Origin of the sequence: Bradyrhizobium sp. CCBAU 51745 (assembly GCF_028128715.1) — a bacterium.
GTDB classification, from domain to species: domain Bacteria; phylum Pseudomonadota; class Alphaproteobacteria; order Rhizobiales; family Xanthobacteraceae; genus Bradyrhizobium; species Bradyrhizobium manausense.
Genome location: NZ_LBJP01000004.1, coordinates 177664 through 198143 on the forward strand (window position 1 = coordinate 177664; position 20480 = coordinate 198143).

Consider the following 20480-nt stretch of genomic DNA (forward strand, 5'->3'; position numbering starts at 1 on the left):
AGGGTTCTTTCCTCTAGGGGGTTGTCCCATTGCGGAGACACCCTCTCCCCCACCCTCTCCCGCAAGCGGGAGAGGGAGCGCAGTGACGATGCCGCCGCATCGTGCACACGCCACTCGCCCCCTCAACCCTCCTTGAACCCGTACTCCGGCACGTTGCCGCTGGCGCCGTAATATTTGTACGGCAGGAACTTGCCTGACATGGTGATCTTGACGCGGTCGCCCTTGGGGTTGGCGACGCGCTCGATGGCCATGTCGAAATCGATCGCCGACATGATGCCGTCGCCGAACTCTTCCTCGATCAGCGCCTTCCAGGCCGGACCGTTCACCATCACCATCTCGTAGAAGCGGTAGATCAAGGGATCGGTCGGCGGCATCGGCGTGCCGGTGCCGCGCATCGGCACCTCGTTGAGCATCGCGGTCTCGGCCTTCGACAGGCCGAACAGCTCGCCGGCATTGGCGGCCTGCGGCTTCGTCAACTTCATCTGGCCCATGATCGCGCCGACGATCAGCACCTCGGAATAACCGCCGATCTTTTCGCAGATGTGCTTCCAGCTCCAGCCCTTCTCGCGCTTGATGTCGAGCAGTTTTTCGGTGAGGTCTTCGCGTTTCATGTCGGTCTCCTTGTTAGGCGCTCAATCCGGGATTGGTCCCGGGTGTCCAGATCTGTCGTTGCTGCTCTTCACTGCCCGAGGCGAGCGTCAGTCCGGGCTTGCCGATCTGCACGGTCGGCACGTTGCGCGGATCGTGATCAGGCTGCTCGGCCACAAAGGTCTTGCTGCGCGTCACCAGGAAATCGATGATGTGGTTGCGCAGCACGTAATAGAGCGGATGGCGGTGCAGGTCGGTGCGGGCGCGATCCCTCGGCAACGGGTTCTCGACGACCTCGGCCAGCATTGCACCCGGGCCATTGGTCATCAGGAAAATCTTGTCGGCGAGATAGATCGCCTCATCGACGTCGTGGGTGATCATGAATGCGGTCTGCCCGGTCTCCAGGCAAATCCGCCGCACCTCGTCCTGGAGCGTGCCGCGGGTCAGCGCATCGAGCGCCGAGAACGGCTCGTCCATCAGCATCATCTTTGGCGTGATCGACAGCGCCCGCGCGATGCCGACACGCTGCTTCATGCCGCCGGAGAGTTCGGACGGTCGCTTGTGTTCCGAACCCGTCAGGCCGACCAGATCGATAAAGGTCTGGGCATGCGCCTTGACCTTGGCGCGGTCCCAGCTCCGCCATTTCGAGCTCACGGCATAGGCGACGTTGCCGAGCACGGTCCGCCACGGCAGCAGCGCGTGGCTCTGGAAGATCACGGCGCGGTCGAGGCTGGTGCCCGATATCGCCTGTCCATCGACGATGACGGCACCTTCGCTCGGCGCATCCAGGCCGGCGAGGATGTTGAGCACCGTGGTCTTGCCGCAGCCGGAATGGCCGATCACGCAAGCGAACTCGCCGCGCGCCATCGACAGCCAGAGATTTTCGAAGATCGTCGTCGTGGCACCGCCCGAGCCTGGATAGCGCTTCGCGATTCCTTCGATGGAGATGAATTTGTCAGTCACAGCCTACTCCGGAAACGTAACCATGCGCGTGAAGCGCGCGAGGATCTGGTCGAGCAGCATGCCGACGATTCCGATCAAGAGGATCGCGATGATCACGTTGGTGATCGAGAGATTGTTCCACTCGTTCCACACGAAGTAACCGATGCCGGTGCCGCCGACGAGCATCTCGGCGGCGACAATGACGAGCCAGGCAATGCCGATCGAGATGCGCATGCCGGTCAGGATGGTCGGCGCCGCAGCGGGGAGGATCACCGTGAAGGCCCGCCTGATGGTGCCGACCTCCAGCGTGCGCGCCACGTTGATCCATTCCTTGCGCACGCTCGCGACACCGAAGACGGTGTTGAGCAGCATCGGCCAGATCGAGCAGATGAAGATGACGAAGATCGCGGAGATCGAGGAATCCTTGATGGTGTAGAGCGCAAGCGGCATCCAGGCGAGCGGCGAGATCGGCTTCAGCACCTGGATGAACGGGTCGAGAGCCCGGCTTAGCAGTGGCGACATGCCGATCAGGAATCCGAGCGGGATCGCGACCAGCACGGCAAGAAGGTACCCGGTGCCGACGCGCGCGATCGAATAGGCAAGCTGGATGCCGAGCCCCTTGTCGTTCGGCCCGTTGTCGTAGAACGGCCGCTTGAGGTGCTCCCACAGCTTGGCGCCGACGTCGAGCGGCCCGGGCATGGCGGATTTGCCTTGCGTGGCGGTCAGGCCCATCAGCTTGGCATATTCCGGGCTCATGGTCGCCACCGATGCGGTGGAGCGCGTGGCGAGATGCCAGATGCCGAGGAACGCGACGAGCAACACGATGGAGACAAGGCCGGCGCGGAGACGGAGGGAGGAGTTCATCGTGCAAGCCCTCTCCCCACGTCGTCCCGGCGAAGGCCGGGACCCATAACCACAGGGAGAGGTTTGGCGAAGACTAGTTGTTCGGTACTCCTACCGCAGAAAATTGACAGATCACGCGGTATGGGTCCCGGCCTTCGCCGGGACGACAGCGGAAAGATAGTGCGCATGATCACGATGCCTTCCTGATCTTGAAGCTCGCAACGTAATCCTCCGGCTTTTCCGGATCGAAATTCTTGCCCATCACCGCGAACGATTTGTAAGCGCTCCCCGGCGGCGTAAGCCCCATCTCGGTCATCAGCTTCTTGGTGTCGGTCGCCAGATACACCTGCTCGGCAATCGCCTTGTAGTCGACATCGCCCTTGATCTGGCCCCAGCGTTTCATCTGCGTCAGCATCCACACCGCGAAGGACTGCCAGGGGAAAGGATCGAAATCGACGCGCTTGGCGTCGGTCTTCACCCCGCCAAGACCATCGGCATAGGTGCCGGTCAAAACCTGTTCCAGCACCGTCACCGGCGCGTTGATGTAGTTGGCGGGTGCGATGGCTTCGGCGATCTGCTTGCGGTTCTCCGCCTTCGACGCATAAGCGGTGGCATCGACGATGGCGCGCGTCAGGGCCGCAAAGCTGTTCGGCGCCGTCGTGATGAACTCGCGGCTGGCGGCAAAGCTGCAGCAGGGATGGCCGTCCCAGATCTCCTTCGACAGCAAATGCATGAAGCCGACACCGTCATAGATCGCGCGCTGGCAGACGTTGTCGGGCGCGAGGAAGCCGTCGATGTTGTCGGCGCGGAGGTTGGCGACCATCTCCGGCGGCGGCACCGAGCGAAGTTGCACGTCGGTATCAGGGTCGAGCCCGTGCTCGGCGAGATAATAGCGCAGCAGGTAATTGTGCATGGAATAGTCGAAGGGGATCGCGAACTTCAGACCCTTCCAGTCCTTCGGGTCCCGCTTGTCCTTGTGCTTGGTCGCGAGCACGATGCCCTGCCCGTTGATGTTCTCGATCGCGGGCACCGCAAAGGGAATGGCGTTGGCACCAAGGCCGAGCGAGATCGCGATCGGCATCGGCGCCAGCATGTGTGCGGCGTCGTATTCCTTGTTGATGGTCTTGTCGCGGATCACGGCCCAGCCGGCAGTCTTGACCACCTCGACGTTGAGACCGTGCTTTGAATAGAAGCCGAGTGGCGCCGCCATGATGATGGGCGTCGCGCAGGTGATCGGGATGAAGCCGACCTTGAGGTCCTTCTTCTCGGGCGCACCGCTGTCGGCGAACACCTCCGTTGCGGTCTTCAGCGGGAAGAATTGCGCCAGTGCGGCAAGCGCGGTGGAGGCACCGACCGATTTCAGGAAGGCGCGCCGCGCCACATCCTGCGGAAACATCGCGCGCATCACCGCAGACGCAACCACGCCTTCGTAACGCTGCTGCTCGCTCTCGACCGGAGCACAGCGCGGCGTGGCGGCCTGCTCGTGCTCCGCCGCGGATCGGTGCTGGCCACAGGCACAACCGGCCCGAAGCTTGCGATCGGGATCAAACGGATTGTCGAAAATGGACATCGGACCTCCTGCGCGTCATTGCGAGCAAGAGTTCAGCAAGGAGCGTGCCATGCCGTCAGCAGCGGCCAGCGCCTTGATAACGCGGCGATTTTCCCCTGACTTGGTCATGACGAAAACTCGTGATAAACGAGATTTCGTAGTGCAATTACGAGATTTCGCAATGGCAACGACGCCAATGCTCGCCCACGATGATGTGGCTCCAGCCATCGACCCGCGCGCCGCAGCCTTCGAATCTTCGGTCGAAGCCACGCTGCTGGTCGATCCCTATGGCGATGAGATCATCGATGCCAATCCGGCCGCCTGCGCCCTGCTCGGCTATGACCGCGCGCTGCTGCGACAGACCAGGGCCAGCACCCTCCACGCCGGCGAGCTTCCGGCCCTCACCGTGTTCACCCAGGCCGTGCTGCACAAGGGCGCTTATTGGACCACGTCGCTCACCCCGCGCCATGCCACCGGGCAAACGCTCAGGCTCGAATATGCCGGCTGCCTCCTGCCCCATGACGGCCGCACGCTGCTGCTGCTGACGCTGACCGATCTCGAAGCGCGCCGCCGCCGCAACGTCGATGCCGCCGCCGAAGATCACATGCGCAGCGGCATCGCCACCTGGCAGCGGGTCGAGCGCGTGTTCCAGGACATCGAACGCGAGAACCAGCTGATCCTGCGCGCCGCCGGCGAAGGCATCTATGGCGTCAATGCCGAAGGCAAGACCACCTTCGTGAACCCGGCGGCCGAGCGGATGCTGGGCTGGACGGCCGAGGAGCTGGTCGGCAAGGAGATCCATCCGATCGTCCACCACACCCATCACGACGGCCGGCACTATCACAACCATGATTGCCCGATCTATGCGGCGTTCCGCGACGGTGCCGTGCACCAGGTCGACGGCGAGGTATTCTGGCGCAAGGACGGCTCGCCCGCCTGGGTCGAATACACCTCGACGCCCATTCGCGACCGCGGCGTCGTCGTCGGCGCGGTCGTGGTGTTTCGCGACGTCAGCCAGCGCCGCGAGGCCGACGAGAAGCTGCATGCCGCGCTCACCGAAGTGGATCGCCTGCGCGAGCGGCTGGAGCTGGAGAACGCCTATCTCCAGGAAGAAATCCGCATCGAGACCAATCCGCGCGGCATCATCGGTCAAAGCGAGGCGATCAAGAAGACGCTGCGCCAGGTCAAGCTGGTGGCACCGACCACGGCCGCGGTGATGATCACCGGCGAGTCCGGCACCGGCAAGGAGCTGATCGCGCGCGCCATCCATGAGGATTCCACCCGCAGCGACCGGCCGCTGATCCGCGTCAACTGCGCCGCGATCCCGCGCGAATTGTTCGAGAGCGAATTCTTCGGCCATGTCCGCGGCGCCTTCACCGGCGCGACGCGCGACCGCATCGGTCGCTTCGAGCTCGCCGATGGCGGCACGCTGTTCCTCGACGAGGTCGGCGAGATCCCGCTGGAATTGCAGGGCAAGCTGCTGCGGGTGTTGCAGGAGGGAAATTTCGAGCGCGTCGGTCAGGAGCGCACGCGCACCGTCGACGTCCGCGTCATCGCCGCGACCAACCGCGATCTCAAGCAGGAGGTCCAGCGCGGCCGATTCCGCGAGGACCTCTATTTCCGCCTCAACGTGTTCCCGATCGAGACGGTGCCGTTGCGCGAACGGCGCGAGGACATTCCGCTGCTCGCACAGCATTTTCTCAACCGCGAGGGCAAGGCGCTGAAGTCGAATTTGCGCCTGTCGGAGGGCGATGCGCGGCGGCTCGCCCGCTACGACTGGCCCGGCAATGTCCGCGAACTGCAGAACGTGATCGAGCGCGCCGCGATCCTGTCGCAGAACGGCCGGCTGCGCATCGATTTGCCTGATGCCTCGGGCACGCAAGCTGCGACCGGCACCGCGCGCCAGAAGGCCGAGGCGCGGCCGGCGGTCATGACATCATCCGAAATGCGCGACCACGAGCGCGCCAACATTCTGGCCGCACTCGAGGCCTGCGCCGGAAAAGTGTTCGGCCCCGGCGGCGCGGCCGAACTGCTGGACATCAAGCCGACCACGCTGGCCTCGCGGATCAAGGCGCTGGGCATCGCGCCTCGTCCGGCGAAGTGACGGCGCGTTCGTAGGGTGGGATTACGCCTTCGGCTAATCCACCCTACGAACCGTTTGCTAACCAATCCGCCCTACGGGCTGCGCTTCGCGATGAAGGTGCCGTTCGGCTGGTGGTACACGAGTTCCTCGATCGCACCGGACGGGCCGCGGCGGAATTCGGTGCGATAGCCGTCGAGCTGGACGATGCTGAACGTCGCGCCCTGGTAGGGCCGCAACCGGTAGAGCGGCACGAACGGAATTTTCAGCGTCAGCTCGCCCTCGGCATCCTCGGTGACCACGTGGGTCTGATCGCCGCGAATATATTCGCCGACGCAGGCCGACCGGAACGCAGGGTCGATACATTCGCCGGCGGCGGCGCGCGTGAAGACGATGTCCGGCACCAGCGCCTCGAGCTGGGCCGAGAGGCTAGCAATGTTGCCGTCGCGGTCGGTCGCAAAGGTAATCACGAGATCGTCCGGATTGAGCTCTCCGAAAACGTAAGGCAGTTGGAACGAATCGTAGTGCCGGTGTGCGAGCTTCGCCTTGGTGCCGCGCCAGGCCCAATGCAGGCTGTCGCCGTCTTGGGTGATGACCACCCGGCCATAGGCCGGGTGCTCATAGGCGCCGCAAAAATCCGCGAGATCATGGCTGGGCTTCGTGTTCAGCTTGCGCGCCGTCGGCTTCGCCGCATCGTCGCTTTTCTGCTGCGCCAGCGCCTTGCGGCGCATGTCGCGCAGGCGGTCCAGCCAGGGCACGGGTTCGTTGCCGGCGAGATGATCGTGAACGCGGTTGATCAGGATGCTGGACACCGGGTTGGCGCCGGTGTTGGTGAAGACGGCGACGCCGGTGTTTCGCGCCGGCATGAGGCGCATCAGCGTGCTCCAGCCGAGCCAGCCGCCGGAATGTCCGACCACGCGCTCGCCGCGGTAGGTGGTGTTGTTGAAGCCCAGCCCGTAATGCGAATGGCCGAACTCCTCCCACTCTGCAGCGCTTGCGAAGACAAGCGGCGATTGCATCTCCCGGACCCGCGTGGACGACAGCAGGCGCTCGCCGGCGAACTCGCCTTCGGCCAGCAAGAATTTCATCCAGTTGGCGAGGGCGGCAACCGAGGTGACGATGGCGCCGGCGCCCGTCGTGGTGTGATGGGGAAGAATTTGCTGCGCGAGCGCACGTCGCCGCGTTCCACCAGATAGGGAACGGCGGCGTCGGTGGCAGCGGCGTGCTCCTCGGCCGAAAAGCCGACCGGCATCCGCAATTTGTCGGTCAGCCGGGTGCGGATGAAATCTTCATAGCTATGACCACTGATGCGCTCGACGACAAGGCCGGCGAGATTGTAGGCGAGATTGTTGTATTGAAATTCGGTGCGGATGTCCCGGGCCGGCTCGAGGTGACGCAGCGCCGTCATCATCTCGCCACGCGAGAGATCGGCTGGAATCCAAATCCAGTCGTGGCGGGGCAGGCCGGAGTGATGGCTGAGCAGATCGCGCACGGTGACGCGCTCGGTCGCGATCGCGTCATGCAGGCGGAATTCGGGAATGACGTCGCGGACCGGTTTGGTCCAGTCGAGCCGTCCCTCGTCCACCAGCAGCGCCAACGCCGTGGCGGTGAACGTCTTGGTGATCGAGCAGATCAGGAACTGCGTCTCCGGCGTCGCGGGCAGCCCGGCCTCGACGTCGCGCTGGCCCCACGCCCTGAGCAGCACAGTCTCGCCGTCCTGCACGACGGCGAGCGTCACCGCCGGCACCTGCCACTCCGCCATCGCCTCCGCGGCCAGAGCGTCGAGCCCGGGGATGAGGGTTGTGATGCTCGTGTCGCGTTGGGCAGATCGACTGGACATGGCGCATTCTTTCTTCCGCTCGCCGCCGCAACCGCTGGATGACGACCCGTAATGTTACCAACCGTAGCATTGGCAACCGACCGATTGCAAGCTGTAGGCGAAACGACGCGGGCCGTGCCTGACGGATCAGCGGCCCGCTCGCAGCGAGCTAATTTCCACATCGGCAGTGCCGTAGGGTGGGCAAAGCGGAGCGTGCCCACCATCTCTCTCCGACACAAAAAGTGGTGGGCACGGCGCAATACGCCTTTGCCCACCCTACGAGGCCTCGCCTGGCCTACGCACTCTGCTCCATCATCCCCTGCAGCCGCACCAGCTCCGTCTCCAGATCCCGCTCCACATCCGCGGCCCGGATCTCCAGCACGCGATAATCCCGCGCCTCCAGCCACGCCCGCCGCGACGCGCGATCAGCGGCAATTGTCTCGCTTTCGCCCGGATTGACCAGCTCGACCGCGATCCGGTGCGGGAATGATACGAAGTCCGGGATGTGGCGGCCAACCGGGGTCTGGCGCTTGAACTGGCCAGCAAAGCGACGGTCGCGCGTGAGCGCCTGCCACAGCAAACGTTCGGCATCCGTCGGGTTGCGCCGGAGCAGGCGTGCAAGGCCGCGCACGGTCGAGCCGCTGTCGGGCGCCCCGCCAGCCTGCCCGTGCTCGGCCAATAGCGCGCGCAGGCGCGTCGCCTGCTCGCCGTCGAGCACGCCGCCCTTGGCAGGGCCCTTGCGCCCTTCCGCGATCGCCATGACCACCCCGTGGAGCGTGTGCATGTCCTGCTTGGTCGGCTCCATGCGGGTGAAGATGTTGCGCAGGTTCACCAGCATGGTGTCGCGCTTCTCGGCCGGGCGCAGGAATTCGACCTTGTCGAGCTCGCGCACGAGATTGTCGAAGAAGGCCTGCATCTGGTGCTGCGAGGCGCGCTCGGAACGTTCAGGCATGCTGTGAGGCAGCTCGGCCGCCGTCATCAGCTTGAACCATTCATAGCCGACCAGCAGCACCGCCTGGGCGAGGTTGAGCGAGGCAAAGCCCGGATTGACCGGGAAGGTGATGATGCGGTTGGAGAGCCCGACCTCCTCGTTGGTCAGCCCCCAGCGTTCGCGGCCGAACAGGATACCGGCTTTGCCGCCGGTCGCGACATGCCCGGCGATCTCGCTGGCTGCCGCCTCCGGCCCGACCACGGGCTTGGCCTGGTCGTGCGGGCGCGCGGTGGTGGCGAACAAGAGGTCGAGGTCCGCAACCGCCTGCTCGACGGTGTCGAACAGTTCGACCTTTTCCAGGATGTGGTCGGCGCCGGCAGCTGCCCGCTGCGCGGCGATGTTGGGCCAGCCGTCACGTGGGTTGACGATGCGCAAGGCACCAAGCGCGAAATTGCCCATGGCGCGCGCGGCCATGCCGATGTTTTCACCGAGCTGCGGCTCGACCAGGATGACGATGGGACCGTCGAGGGAAAGGCCCGTCTTGCTCTTGTCTGTCCCCGACATCTGGCTTCGCTTTCACAACTGTCTCAAGGCCTTGGCAAGGCCCACTTAGGAAATGATTCAAGGCGGCTACCGGCCGGCCCGGGCGCTGCCCGCCTGTCGTTTGCCTGTCCTGATAAAATTCTCAAGGGAAATAACGGCTTGGATTCGACTTTTGAATCTCGCCTGAAACCTCACCCCCACCCCGGGGCCCCGCTCCCCGTCTGTGGAAGCTGGATGGGCTAAAAGTGCATAATCGCTTGGCTTTCGCCCGCCGCGATCCAGTGCTAAGAGGCGGCGGATATTCACGTTGGCGCCAATGGCGCCGTTCCCAAGAGGGCTTCCCCGATCATGGCAAAAATCAAGGTATCCAATCCCGTCGTCGAGCTCGATGGCGACGAGATGACCCGGATCATCTGGCAGTACATCAAGGACAAGCTGATCAACCCGTTCCTGGATGTCGAGCTGCTCTATTTCGACCTGGGCATGGAGTACCGCGACAAGACCAACGATCAGGTGACCATCGACGCCGCCGAGGCGATCAAGAAGGTCGGCGTCGGCGTCAAGTGCGCCACCATCACCCCTGACGAGGCCCGGGTGAAGGAGTTTGGCCTCAAGCAGATGTGGAAGTCGCCGAACGGCACCATCCGCAACATCCTCGGCGGCGTGATCTTCCGCGAGCCGATCATCTGCAAGAACGTGCCGCGCCTGGTTCCGGGCTGGACCAAGCCGATCATCATCGGCCGCCACGCCTATGGCGACCAGTACCGCGCCACCGACATCAAATTCCCCGGCAAGGGCACGCTCTCGCTGAAGTTCGTCGGCGAGGACGGCACCGTGATCGAGAAGGAAGTGTTCAAGGCTCCGGGCGCCGGCGTCGCCATGGAGATGTACAACCTCGACGACAGCATCATCGACTTCGCCCGCGCCTCGTTCAACTATGGCCTCTTGCGCGGCTATCCGGTGTACCTGTCGACCAAGAACACCATCCTCAAGGTCTATGACGGCCGCTTCAAGGACATCTTCCAGGAGATCTTCGACAAGGAGTTCAAGAAGGAGTTCGACGCCAAGGGCCTGACCTACGAGCACCGCCTGATCGACGACATGGTGGCCTCGGCGCTGAAATGGTCCGGCGGCTATGTCTGGGCCTGTAAGAACTACGACGGCGACGTGCAGTCCGACACGGTCGCGCAGGGCTACGGCTCGCTCGGCCTGATGACCTCGGTGCTGCTCACCCCCGACGGCAAGACCGTCGAGGCCGAAGCCGCCCACGGCACCGTGACCCGCCACTACCGGGAGCACCAGAAGGGCAAGGAGACCTCGACCAACTCGATCGCCTCGATCTTCGCCTGGACGAGAGGCCTCGCCCATCGCGCCAAGCTCGACAACAACCCCGAACTGGCGAAGTTCGCCTCGACGCTGGAGAAGGTCTGCGTCGACACCGTCGAGGAAGGCTACATGACCAAGGACCTCGCGCTGCTGGTCGGCGCCGACCAGCGCTGGCTCTCGACCACCGGCTTCCTCGACAAGGTCGCTGACAATCTGGTGAAGGCGCTGGCGGCGTAAGCTGCCCTGCGCATTATTTTCGCCCGATCGGGGTTAGACGTCATGATGGGCCGCGCGCAGGCGCGGCCCATTCGTTTTGGCACCATCGTGCGGAGGTCTCCCATGTCCATCACCAAGTTCGCCGTCCCCTGCCTGCTGCTCGCCGCCGTGGCCGGGCCGGCCTCCGCCGATCCCCTGCCCGAAGCCATCGCCGCCCCAGGCGAGAGCGTCGTGCTCAGCGCCCATGCCGAGGGCGCGCAGGTCTATGAGTGTAAGCCGGGTGCCGACGGCAAGCTCGCCTGGACCTTCCGCGAGCCGGTCGCGACACTGCTCTCCGAGGGCAAGACCATCGGCCGCCACTATGCCGGCCCGAACTGGGAGCTCGCCGACGGCAGCGCCGTGGTCGGCAAGGCCATCGGCAACGCGCCGGGCGCGACGGCTGCCGATATCCCCTGGCTGAAGCTGGAGGTCGCCTCCCGCCGCGGCAGCGGCGCGCTGACGCCGGTGACGACAGTCCAGCGCATCAACACCCATGGCGGCAAGCTCGAGGGGTCCTGCGACAAGGCCGGCGAGTTCAGAAGCGCGCCCTACTCGGCCGACTACATTTTCCTGAAGAAAGGCTGACCGCTCAGCGGTCGGTGCGCTCGCGCTCGGCCTGCGCCAGCTCCGTCGCCGCGAGATCGCCGGTCTCCTCGAGCCGCGCTTTCGCGGTGGTGTGGACATGGGCGGCGAGCGTCGGCATGCGCTCGATCAGGGCGTGAAAATGCTGTGCGTCCAGCACCAGGAGCCGCGTCTTGCGCGTCGCGGTCACCGTGCCGCTGCGTTTTGTTTTGTGCAGCAGCGCGATCTCGCCGAAGAAGGTGCCGTCCGCGAGCCGCACCTGCTGGTTCGGCAGCGTGATCTCGACCTCGCCCGCAGTGATGAAATACATCGACGAGGCGGGATCCCCCCGCCGCACCAATATCTCGCCCTGCTCGATGGTGCGGGCGCGCAAGAGCCGCATGATGTCGGCGATCTCGGAGGCCGACAGATGCGAGAACAGCGGCACCCGCGCCAGCATGCCCCAGGTGACGACGAAGTCGCGCCGCTTCACCTCTTCGGCAAAGGCGGTCGAGATGATCGCGACCGGCAGCGCGATCATGGCAAAACCCGAGATGATCGCGAACACCGAGACAAATTTTCCAAGCGCAGTCACCGGCACGACGTCGCCATAGCCGACGGTGCCGAGCGTCACGATCGCCCACCACATCGCATCCGGAATGGTGCCGAGCTTGGTCGGCTGCACGTCGCGCTCGATGGCATAAAGCAGCGAGGCGAAGGTCAGCACCACGCCGATCAGGATGACGACGCAGCCGATCAGCGCGCGCCGCTCGGCATGCACAGCCGCGAGCAGCGAGCGCATCGCCGGCGAATACCGTATCAGCTTGAAGAACGGCAGCACGCCAAGCGCGGCGAGCGTCGCGTGGCGCCCCATCACCAGCACGATTGCAGCGGGCAGGAACGCCATGAGGTCGATGATGCCGAGTGCCGAGAAGGCGTAGCCGAGCCGGTCTGACAGCGCCGAGCCCTTGCGCGGCGTGTGGCCCGCGACCGTCCACAGCCGCGCCGCATATTCCAGCGCGAACACGATCACGGCCAGAATCTTGATCGCCGAAAAGAGCGTGCCGTACCGCGCGTCCAGCTCCGGCACCGAGGCGAGGATCATCGCGACCACGTCGAGCACAATGACGCTGATGACCAGCTGGATGAAGCGCGATCCGACCGAATAGGCCAGGGGATCGTGCTCCAGCAATTCGTAGAGGCGATCCCTCAGGTTCGGATCGCGAAGCCCACGTCCTCGCGGAACGAGGCGCATGGCTTCACGCAGCCCCCATCGCTTTTTCGATCGCCGCGAGCGCCTCGGTCGTCTTGGCGCCGTCGGGGCCGCCGGCTTGCGCCATGTCGGGACGGCCGCCGCCGCCCTTGCCGCCGAGCGCCTCGGAGGCGACGCGCACGAGGTTCACCGCGTTGAAGCGCGCGGTGAGATCGGCGGTGACGCCGACCACGACCCCCGCCTTGCCGTCCTCGGTGAGGCCGACGATGGCGACCACGCCGGAGCCGATCTGCTTCTTGGCCTCGTCGGCGAGGCTCTTGAGATCCTTCATCTCGATGCCCTCCACCGCGCGCGCCATCAGCTTGACGCCGCCGACCTCACGCACGCCGGACGCTGCACCGCCACCGGCCGCCGCGCCGCCCCCCATCGCCAGCTTCTTGCGGACATCGGAGAGCTCGCGCTCGAGCTTCTTGCGCTCTTCCATCAGCGCGGTGATGCGCGCCGGAACGTCGTCGAGCGAGGTGCGCAGCTCATTCGCCGCGGTCTTCGCCAGCGCCATGGTGTCGTTGGCATGCTTGCGGGCGTAATTGCCGGTCAGCGCCTCGATGCGGCGCACACCGGAGGCGACCGCGCTCTCGCCGGTCAGCGTGATCAGGCCGATATCGCCGGTGCGCCGCACATGGGTGCCGCCGCAGAGCTCGACCGACCAGCCGAGCGCATTGGCGCCGCGCTCGCGCGCGGTCTTGCCCATCGAGACGACACGCACCTCGTCGCCATACTTCTCGCCGAACAGCGCACGCGCCCCGGCCTCGCGGGCCTCGTCCACGCCCATCACGCGCGTCGTGACCTCGTCGTTCTCAAGCACCACGTCGTTGGCGATGTCCTCGACGCGGGCAAGTTCTTCCGGCGTGATCGGCTTCGGATGCACGAAGTCGAAGCGCAAACGATCAGGCGCGACCATCGAGCCGCGCTGGGCGATGTGATCGCCGAGCACCTGGCGCAGCGCCTCGTGAATGAGATGCGTCGCCGAGTGATGCGCGCGGATCGACGAGCGCCGCGCATGATCCACCTCGAGCTGCAGCGCCGTGCCGACCTTCAGCTCGCCGCCCTCTACCGTGCCGACATGCACGAAGAAATCGCCGAGCTTCTTCTGCGTGTCGGTGACGCGGAATTTGATCCCGCCCTCGCCCGTGAGCACGCCGGTGTCGCCGACCTGGCCGCCCGATTCCGCGTAGAACGGCGTCTGGTTCAGCACGATCGCGCCCGTCTCGCCGGCCTTGAGGCTGGCAACTTCAGCGCCGTCCTTCACCAGCGCCGAGACCACGCCTTCCGCGCTCTCGGTCTCGTAGCCCAGAAATTCGGTCGCCCCGAGCTTCTCGCGCAGCGGGAACCAGATCGCCTCGCTCGCCGCCTCGCCCGATCCCTTCCAGGATTCGCGCGCCTTGGCCTTCTGCCGCTCCATCGCGTCGGTGAACGCGGCCTGGTCGACGCCGATGCCGCGCGACTTCAGCGCGTCCTGCGTCAGGTCCAGCGGGAAACCATAGGTGTCGTACAGCGTGAAGGCGACGTCGCCGTCGAACATGTCGCCCTTCTTCAAGGACGCGCTCTTCTCGTCCAGAATCGCCAAGCCGCGCGAAAGCGTCTTGCGGAAGCGCGTCTCTTCCAGCCGCAGCGTTTCCTCGATCAAATTCTCCGCGCGCATCAAATCGGGATAGGCCTGGCCCATCTCACGGACCAGCGCCCAGACCAGCCGATGCATCAGCGGCTCTTTCGCACCCAGAAGCTGCGCATGGCGCATGGCGCGGCGCATGATCCGGCGCAGCACATAGCCGCGGCCTTCATTGGAAGGCAGCACGCCATCGGCGACCAGGAAGGCCGAGGAGCGCAAATGGTCGGCGATGACGCGGAACGAGGCCGCGTTCTGCTCGGTCGGCCCGCTGCCCAGCGCCGACGACGTCGCGTCGATCAGATGGCGGAACAAATCGGTCTCGAACACGCTGTCGACGCCCTGCAGGATGCAGGCCATGCGCTCCAGGCCCATACCGGTGTCGATCGAGGGGCGCGGCAGATTCACGCGCTCCTCCTTCGTCACCTGCTCATATTGCATGAACACCAGGTTCCAGAATTCGAGGAAGCGGTCGCCATCCTCTTCCGGCGAGCCGGGAGGGCCGCCCCAGATATGGTCGCCGCGGTCGATGAAGATTTCCGAGCACGGGCCGCAGGGGCCGGTGTCGCCCATCGCCCAGAAATTGTCCGAGGTCGGGATGCGGATGATGCGGTCGTCGGAGAAGCCGGCGATCTTCTTCCACAGCCCGTGCGCCTCGTCGTCGGTGTGGTAGACGGTGACGAGCAGCTTGTCCTTCTTCAGGCCGAAATCCTCAGTGATGAGCTTCCAGGCCAGCTCGATCGCGCGCTCCTTGAAATAGTCGCCGAACGAGAAGTTGCCGAGCATCTCGAAGAAGGTGAGATGGCGTGCGGTATAGCCGACATTGTCGAGGTCGTTGTGCTTGCCGCCGGCGCGCACGCATTTCTGCGACGTGGTGGCGCGCTGGTAAGGCCGCTTCTCGACGCCGGTGAAGACGTTCTTGAACTGCACCATGCCGGCATTGGTGAACATCAACGTCGGATCGTTGCGCGGCACCAATGGCGAGGACGACACGATCTCGTGGCCGTTCTCGGCAAAGAAGTTCAGAAAGGTCGACCTGATCTCGTTGACGCCGCTCATGTTCATCCAATCGGGTGTGCTGGAGCATGATCCGGAAAAGTGTGAAGCGGTTTTCCGGAAAGATCATGCTCAAACAAAGAGCTAAAGCGCGATGACTCTCAGCGCGCTTTAGGACCCGCCAATTTGCCATCCAAACCTGGCGATTTGGGCTGATATCTGCGGGCCAAAGCGCTTTTAGACAAGGCCTGCTTTCCTGTCCAGAAACTGTGCAGAGAGATCAGAGGGTTGCCGCAGTCGCGTCATCCCCTGCAATCCCGTTGAAAGCCGATAGTCCTGCGTTGACAGGCTTGGCTGGCCTGTGGTCTTTACCCATCTATATCGTACGGCCACGTCGGGAGAGACCGGCATTGGGTGCCGGCGCCGAAGGAGCAACCGCCCCGGAAACTCTCAGGCAAAAGGACCGCGTGGCTTTGACGACATCTGGAAAGAGGCGCTAGCGGGCTTAAGACCCGGATAGCGTCCGCCGACGGGATAATACTCTCAGGCACAGCGACAGATGGGGCTTCGACTGGTTTGTCTCGGGGAATCGTCCCCGGGGAACCGCCGAGGGCCCCTGTGATGTCCGTGCGTGACGACAAAGACTCCCTGAAACGTACCCCTCTTTACGACCTGCACCTGACCCTTGGCGGCAAGATGGTGCCGTTTGCGGGCTATGACATGCCCGTGCAGTACCCCGCGGGGGTGCTGAAAGAGCACCTCCATACCCGCAATTCCGCCGGCCTGTTCGACGTCTCCCATATGGGCCAGATCGCCCTCCGGCCAAAGTCGGGCAAGGTCGAGGACGCCGCCCGCGCGCTGGAGCGGCTGGTGCCGCAGGACATCGTGGCGATCGCACCTGGCCGCCAGCGCTACGCCCAGTTCACCAATCCGGACGGCGGCATTCTCGATGATCTGATGGTCGCCAATTTCGGCGACCATTTGTTCCTGGTGGTCAACGCCGCCTGCAAGGCCGAGGACGAGGCGCACCTGCGCGCGCATCTCTCCGATACCTGTGTCATCGATTCGCTCGCCGATCGCGCGCTGATTGCGTTGCAGGGCCCGAAGGCGGAGTCGGCGCTGACGAAATTATGTGCAGCAGCGCCGGCCATGAAGTTCATGGATGCCGGCCCGCATATTGTTGCCGGCCTCGCCTGTTTCGTCTCACGCTCCGGCTACACCGGCGAGGACGGGTTCGAGATTTCAGTGCCTGCGGCGGATGCCGAACGTCTGGCGAAGACGCTGCTGGAAAATCCTGACGTGATGCCGATCGGCCTTGGCGCCCGCGACAGCCTGCGGCTGGAAGCCGGGCTCTGCCTCTACGGCCACGACATCGACACCGCGACGACGCCGGTCGAAGCCGCGCTGGAATGGTCGGTGCAGAAGAGCCGCCGCAGCGGCGGCGCGCGAGCCGGCGGTTTTCCCGGCGCTGAAAAGATCCTCGCGCATTTCGATCACGGCGCATCCCGCCGCCGAGTCGGCCTGCGGCCCGACGGCCGCGCGCCCGTGCGCGAGGGCGCACTGTTGTTTGCCGATAGCGAAGGTGGCGAGCCGATTGGAAAGGTCACTTCGGGCGGCTTCGGCCCGAGCCTGAACGCGCCTGTTGCGATGGGCTACGTGCCCACGCGTCTGAGCGCGCTCGACACAAAGCTCTTTGCGGAAGTGCGCGGGCAACGCCTCCCCCTCGCCGTCGCCGCCATGCCCTTCGTGAAAAACACCTACAAACGCTGAGGACTAAGATAATGACCACGACGCTGTACACCTCCGACCATGAATGGCTCGCGATCGACGGCGATGTCGCCACCGTCGGCATCACCGATTACGCGCAGTCCCAGCTCGGCGACGTCGTGTTCGTCGAACTGCCCAAGGTCGGCCGCAGCCTGAAGAAGGCGGAAGCTGCCGCCGTCGTGGAGTCGGTCAAGGCCGCCTCCGACGTCTACGCGCCGATCTCGGGCGAGGTGGTCGAGACCAACGACGCGCTCGCCGCCGAACCCGCGCTGGTGAACTCGGACGCGCAGACCAAGGCGTGGTTCTTCAAGATGAAGATTGCCGACAAGAGCGAGCTCGGCGGCCTGATGGATGAAGCCGCCTACAAGGCCCACACGGCGTGAGATGAAGCGAACTCTGACCTCATATTCGGTGTCATCGCCCGCGCAGGCGGGCGATCCAGTACGCCGCGGCCTATCGGCCCCAGCCGAAGCGGCTGCGTGTACTGGATGCCCCGCTTTCGCGGGGCATGACAGCGACAGCAAAATCTAAAGCGAGGACCCATGATGACCGCGCACCGCAAATCCAATGGCGACACCGCCAGTTTCGTCCGCCGCCACATCGGCCCCTCCGCGCGCGATGTCACCGCAATGCTCGAGACGGTCCGCGCGAAGAGCGTCGACGCGTTGATGTCGGAAACGCTGCCGGCCGCGATCCGGCAGGCCGCCCCGCTCGATCTCGGCAAGCCGCTCAGCGAGACCGAGGCGATCGCGCATATGGCCGAGCTCGCCCGTCAGAACCAGGTCTTCACCTCGCTGATCGGCCAGGGCTATTCCGGCACGATTTTGCCCGCGGTGATCCAGCGCAACATTCTGGAGAATCCGGCCTGGTACACGGCCTACACGCCCTATCAGCCCGAGATCAGCCAGGGCCGGCTGGAGGCGCTGTTCAACTTCCAGACCATGATCTGCGACTTGACTGGCCTCGACGTCGCCAACGCCTCGCTGCTCGATGAGGCCACCGCCGCCGCCGAAGCCATGGCACTCGCGGAGCGGCACTCGAGGGTCGAGGCGAAAGCTTTCTTCGTCGACAAGGACGTGCATCCGCAGACGCTCGCCGTGATGCGCACCCGCGCCGAGCCTCTGGGCTGGAATCTGGTCGTCGGCGATCCCCTCACCGATCTCGACAAGGCGGACGTGCTGGGTGCGCTGCTGCAATATCCGGGAACCTCGGGCGCATTGCGCGACCTCAGGCCCGCGATCGCAGCGCTGAAGGCCAGGGGCGCGCTCGCAATCGTCGCCGCTGATCTCCTCGCGCTGACGCTGATTGCTTCGCCCGGCGAATTAGGGGCCGACATCGCGATCGGTTCGGCACAGCGCTTCGGTGTGCCGATGGGCTATGGCGGACCGCACGCCGCCTATATGGCGGTGCGCGATGCGCTGAAGCGCTCGCTGCCCGGCCGCATCGTCGGCCTCTCCGTCGACTCCCGCGGCGCCTCCGCCTATCGCCTCGCGCTGCAGACCCGCGAGCAGCACATCCGCCGGGAGAAGGCGACCTCCAACATCTGCACCGCGCAGGTGCTGCTGGCCGTGATCGCCGCGATGTACGCGGTCTATCACGGCCCTGAGGGCCTTGCGCAGATCGCGCGCAATGTGCATCGCCGCGCCGCCGTGCTCGCGGCTGGCTTGCGCAAGCTCGGCTTTGCGCCTGAGAGCGAAGCTTTCTTCGACACGTTGAGCGTCGATGCCGGCGCCAAGCGCGCCGAAATCATTGCGCGCGCGACCGCCGAGAAGATCAATCTGGGCATCGGCGATACCGCGCTTCGCATTGCGCTCGACGAGACCACGACATCAGCAACGGTCGAAGCCGTCTGGCGCGCCTTCGGCGGCACGCTGTCCTATGCCGAGATCGACGGCACCACGCGCGAGGCGCTGCCGGAAGCGCTGAAGCGCGCCACCGCGTTCCTCACCCATCCGGTGTTCCACGCGCATCGTTCGGAAACCGAGATGCTGCGCTACATGCGCAAGCTCTCGGATCGCGACCTCGCGCTCGACCGCGCCATGATCCCGCTCGGCTCTTGCACCATGAAGCTGAACGCGACCACTGAGATGATGCCGCTGACCTGGCCGGAGTTAGGCTCGCTGCATCCGTTCGCCCCGCGCGAGCAGGCGGCCGGCTATCACGCGCTGTTCGCACGGCTGGAGAAGTGGCTGTGCGACATCACCGGCTATGACGCGATCTCGCTGCAGCCGAACTCCGGCGCGCAAGGCGAATATGCCGGGCTGCTGGCGATCCGCGGCTATCATGCGGCGCGCGGGGAGAGCCATCGCAAGATCTGCCTGATCCCCTCCTCCGCCCACGGCACCAACCCGGCCTCGGCCGCGATGGTCGGCATGGACGTGGTGGTTGTGGCTTGCGAGAAGAACGGCGACGTCGACGTCAATGATCTCCGTGCCAAGGCGGAGAAACACTCGAACGATCTCGCCGCTGTGATGATCACCTATCCCTCGACCCACGGCGTGTTCGAGGAGCATATCCGCGAGATCTGCGACATCGTCCATGGCCATGGCGGCCAGGTGTATCTCGACGGCGCCAACCTCAATGCGCAGGTCGGCCTTAGCAGGCCCGGCGATTACGGCGCCGATGTCAGCCACCTCAATCTGCACAAGACCTTCTGCATCCCGCATGGCGGCGGCGGCCCCGGCATGGGCCCGATCGGCGTGAAGGCGCATCTTGCGCCGTTCCTCCCGGGTCACCCAGCAACTAAGGCGGATGCTGCGGTCGGCCCGGTCTCGGCCGCGCCGTTCGGCTCGGCCTCGATCCTGACCATCTCCTACATCTATATCCTGATGATGGGCGGCGAAGGATTGAAGCGCGCCACCGAGATCGCGATCCTCAACGCCAATTACATCGCCGCACGCCTCGATGCGCATTTCCCGGTGCTCTACAAGAACGAGAAGGGCCGCGTCGCGCATGAGTGCATCGTCGATCCCCGACCGCTGAAGACGACCTCGGGCGTCACCGTCGACGACATCGCAAAGCGCCTGATCGATTACGGCTTCCATGCGCCGACCATGAGCTTCCCGGTGCCGGGCACGCTGATGATCGAGCCGACCGAGTCGGAATCCAAGGCCGAGCTGGATCGTTTTTGCGATGCCATGATCGCGATCCGCAAGGAAATCGCCGAGGTCGAGGCCGGCCGCTTCAAGATCGAAGCCTCGCCCTTGCGCCACGCTCCGCACACCGTGCACGATATCGCCGACGATGCGTGGGCTCGTGCCTACACCCGCAGCGAAGGCTGCTTCCCCGACGGCGTCTCGCGCACCGACAAATATTGGTGCCCGGTGGGCCGCGTCGACAACGTCTATGGCGACCGCAATCTGGTGTGCTCCTGCCCGCCGGTGAGCGATTACGCGCAAGCT

Annotated in this window: 15 protein-coding genes and 1 riboswitch; of the genes, 6 read left to right on the top strand and 9 right to left on the bottom strand. The window is 65.0% G+C overall.

The genetic code is table 11. The annotated features are described in order from the left end of the window. Nucleotides 1-122: 122 nt before the first annotated feature. The 4 genes from cynS to XH98_RS06085 all read right to left on the bottom strand — a co-directional run bounded on the left by cynS (nt 123) and on the right by XH98_RS06085 (nt 3943). On the bottom strand, nt 123-611 hold the full coding sequence (cynS, locus tag XH98_RS06070; RefSeq protein WP_183240316.1) for a cyanase: 489 nt from the start codon (nt 609-611) through the stop codon (nt 123-125). 13 nt (nt 612-624) lie between these two features. After that, nucleotides 625-1551: an ABC transporter ATP-binding protein gene (locus XH98_RS06075; RefSeq protein ID WP_271597084.1), complete on the bottom strand. Its 927-nt coding sequence runs from the start codon at nt 1549-1551 to the stop codon at nt 625-627. Nucleotides 1552-1554: 3 nt separating this feature from the next. Next, a complete protein-coding gene (ntrB, locus tag XH98_RS06080) occupies nt 1555-2394 on the bottom strand; it encodes a nitrate ABC transporter permease (RefSeq protein ID WP_271618079.1) in 840 nt (279 codons plus the stop codon). A gap of 169 nt (nt 2395-2563) precedes the next feature. Further along, nucleotides 2564-3943 (bottom strand): CmpA/NrtA family ABC transporter substrate-binding protein, encoded by a 1380-nt coding sequence (locus XH98_RS06085; RefSeq protein WP_271618080.1) that lies wholly within the window; start codon nt 3941-3943, stop codon nt 2564-2566. Nucleotides 3944-4103: 160 nt separating this feature from the next. Here XH98_RS06085 and XH98_RS06090 point away from each other — a divergent pair, with 160 nt between their 5' ends. After that, nucleotides 4104-6026 carry a sigma 54-interacting transcriptional regulator gene (locus XH98_RS06090; RefSeq protein ID WP_271618081.1) on the top strand — a complete coding sequence of 641 codons (1923 nt, stop codon included), beginning with the start codon at nt 4104-4106 and terminating at the stop codon, nt 6024-6026. Between the two features lie 71 nt (nt 6027-6097). On the opposite strand, the gene XH98_RS06095 is transcribed toward XH98_RS06090, so the two are convergent. The 3 genes from XH98_RS06095 to XH98_RS06105 all read right to left on the bottom strand — a co-directional run bounded on the left by XH98_RS06095 (nt 6098) and on the right by XH98_RS06105 (nt 9316). Then, nucleotides 6098-7159 (bottom strand): DUF3471 domain-containing protein, encoded by a 1062-nt coding sequence (locus XH98_RS06095; RefSeq protein WP_271618112.1) that lies wholly within the window; start codon nt 7157-7159, stop codon nt 6098-6100. After that, entirely contained in the window at nt 7087-7842 is a 756-nt protein-coding gene (locus tag XH98_RS06100) for a serine hydrolase domain-containing protein (protein ID WP_271618082.1), read from the bottom strand. The genes XH98_RS06095 and XH98_RS06100 overlap by 73 nt, the downstream gene beginning before the upstream one ends. 274 nt (nt 7843-8116) lie before the next feature. Then, a complete protein-coding gene (locus tag XH98_RS06105; protein WP_271618083.1) occupies nt 8117-9316 on the bottom strand; it encodes a TrmJ/YjtD family RNA methyltransferase in 1200 nt (399 codons plus the stop codon). A gap of 327 nt (nt 9317-9643) precedes the next feature. On the opposite strand from XH98_RS06105, the gene XH98_RS06110 reads away from it, so the two are divergent. After that, nucleotides 9644-10858, top strand: a complete 1215-nt coding sequence (locus XH98_RS06110; RefSeq protein WP_057747340.1) for an NADP-dependent isocitrate dehydrogenase — start codon at nt 9644-9646, stop codon at nt 10856-10858. 102 nt (nt 10859-10960) lie between these two features. Beyond that, nucleotides 10961-11461, top strand: a complete 501-nt coding sequence (locus XH98_RS06115; protein WP_271618084.1) for a DUF3455 domain-containing protein — start codon at nt 10961-10963, stop codon at nt 11459-11461. 4 nt (nt 11462-11465) lie between these two features. Here the strand turns inward: XH98_RS06115 and XH98_RS06120 are convergent, their stop codons facing one another. Next, the gene (locus XH98_RS06120) at nt 11466-12692 is read right to left on the bottom strand and encodes a cyclic nucleotide-gated ion channel (RefSeq protein WP_271618085.1); all 1227 of its coding nucleotides are present in this window, start codon (nt 12690-12692) and stop codon (nt 11466-11468) included. 4 nt (nt 12693-12696) lie between these two features. Beyond that, nucleotides 12697-15375 (bottom strand): alanine--tRNA ligase, encoded by a 2679-nt coding sequence (alaS, locus tag XH98_RS06125; RefSeq protein WP_271618086.1) that lies wholly within the window; start codon nt 15373-15375, stop codon nt 12697-12699. Nucleotides 15376-15697: 322 nt separating this feature from the next. Continuing rightward, nucleotides 15698-15787, top strand: a riboswitch (glycine riboswitch). 146 nt (nt 15788-15933) lie between these two features. On the opposite strand from alaS, the gene gcvT reads away from it, so the two are divergent. The 3 genes from gcvT to gcvP form a co-directional block, all read left to right on the top strand. Continuing rightward, entirely contained in the window at nt 15934-17082 is a 1149-nt protein-coding gene (gcvT, locus tag XH98_RS06130; RefSeq protein ID WP_271618087.1) for a glycine cleavage system aminomethyltransferase GcvT, read from the top strand. Between the two features lie 11 nt (nt 17083-17093). Continuing rightward, nucleotides 17094-17462 carry a glycine cleavage system protein GcvH gene (gene gcvH / locus XH98_RS06135; RefSeq protein ID WP_057747343.1) on the top strand — a complete coding sequence of 123 codons (369 nt, stop codon included), beginning with the start codon at nt 17094-17096 and terminating at the stop codon, nt 17460-17462. Between the two features lie 162 nt (nt 17463-17624). Further along, nucleotides 17625-20480: aminomethyl-transferring glycine dehydrogenase (gene gcvP / locus XH98_RS06140; RefSeq protein WP_271618113.1), on the top strand; the 2856-nt coding region annotated here is incomplete at its 3' end.

Excerpts from the sequence above, each read along its gene's own strand:
- XH98_RS06120 (WP_271618085.1), bottom strand. The coding sequence starts at position 12,692 with ATGCGCCTCGTTCCGCGAGGACGTGGGCTTCGCGATCCGAACCTGAGG.
- XH98_RS06105 (WP_271618083.1), bottom strand. The coding sequence starts at position 9,316 with ATGTCGGGGACAGACAAGAGCAAGACGGGCCTTTCCCTCGACGGTCCC.
- XH98_RS06110 (WP_057747340.1), top strand. The coding sequence starts at position 9,644 with ATGGCAAAAATCAAGGTATCCAATCCCGTCGTCGAGCTCGATGGCGAC.
- XH98_RS06115 (WP_271618084.1), top strand. The coding sequence starts at position 10,961 with ATGTCCATCACCAAGTTCGCCGTCCCCTGCCTGCTGCTCGCCGCCGTG.
- gcvT (WP_271618087.1), top strand. The coding sequence starts at position 15,934 with ATGTCCGTGCGTGACGACAAAGACTCCCTGAAACGTACCCCTCTTTAC.
- XH98_RS06090 (WP_271618081.1), top strand. The coding sequence starts at position 4,104 with ATGGCAACGACGCCAATGCTCGCCCACGATGATGTGGCTCCAGCCATC.
- gcvH (WP_057747343.1), top strand. The coding sequence starts at position 17,094 with ATGACCACGACGCTGTACACCTCCGACCATGAATGGCTCGCGATCGAC.
- XH98_RS06100 (WP_271618082.1), bottom strand. The coding sequence starts at position 7,842 with ATGTCCAGTCGATCTGCCCAACGCGACACGAGCATCACAACCCTCATC.
- alaS (WP_271618086.1), bottom strand. The coding sequence starts at position 15,375 with ATGAGCGGCGTCAACGAGATCAGGTCGACCTTTCTGAACTTCTTTGCC.
- cynS (WP_183240316.1), bottom strand. The coding sequence starts at position 611 with ATGAAACGCGAAGACCTCACCGAAAAACTGCTCGACATCAAGCGCGAG.
- ntrB (WP_271618079.1), bottom strand. The coding sequence starts at position 2,394 with ATGAACTCCTCCCTCCGTCTCCGCGCCGGCCTTGTCTCCATCGTGTTG.
- XH98_RS06085 (WP_271618080.1), bottom strand. The coding sequence starts at position 3,943 with ATGTCCATTTTCGACAATCCGTTTGATCCCGATCGCAAGCTTCGGGCC.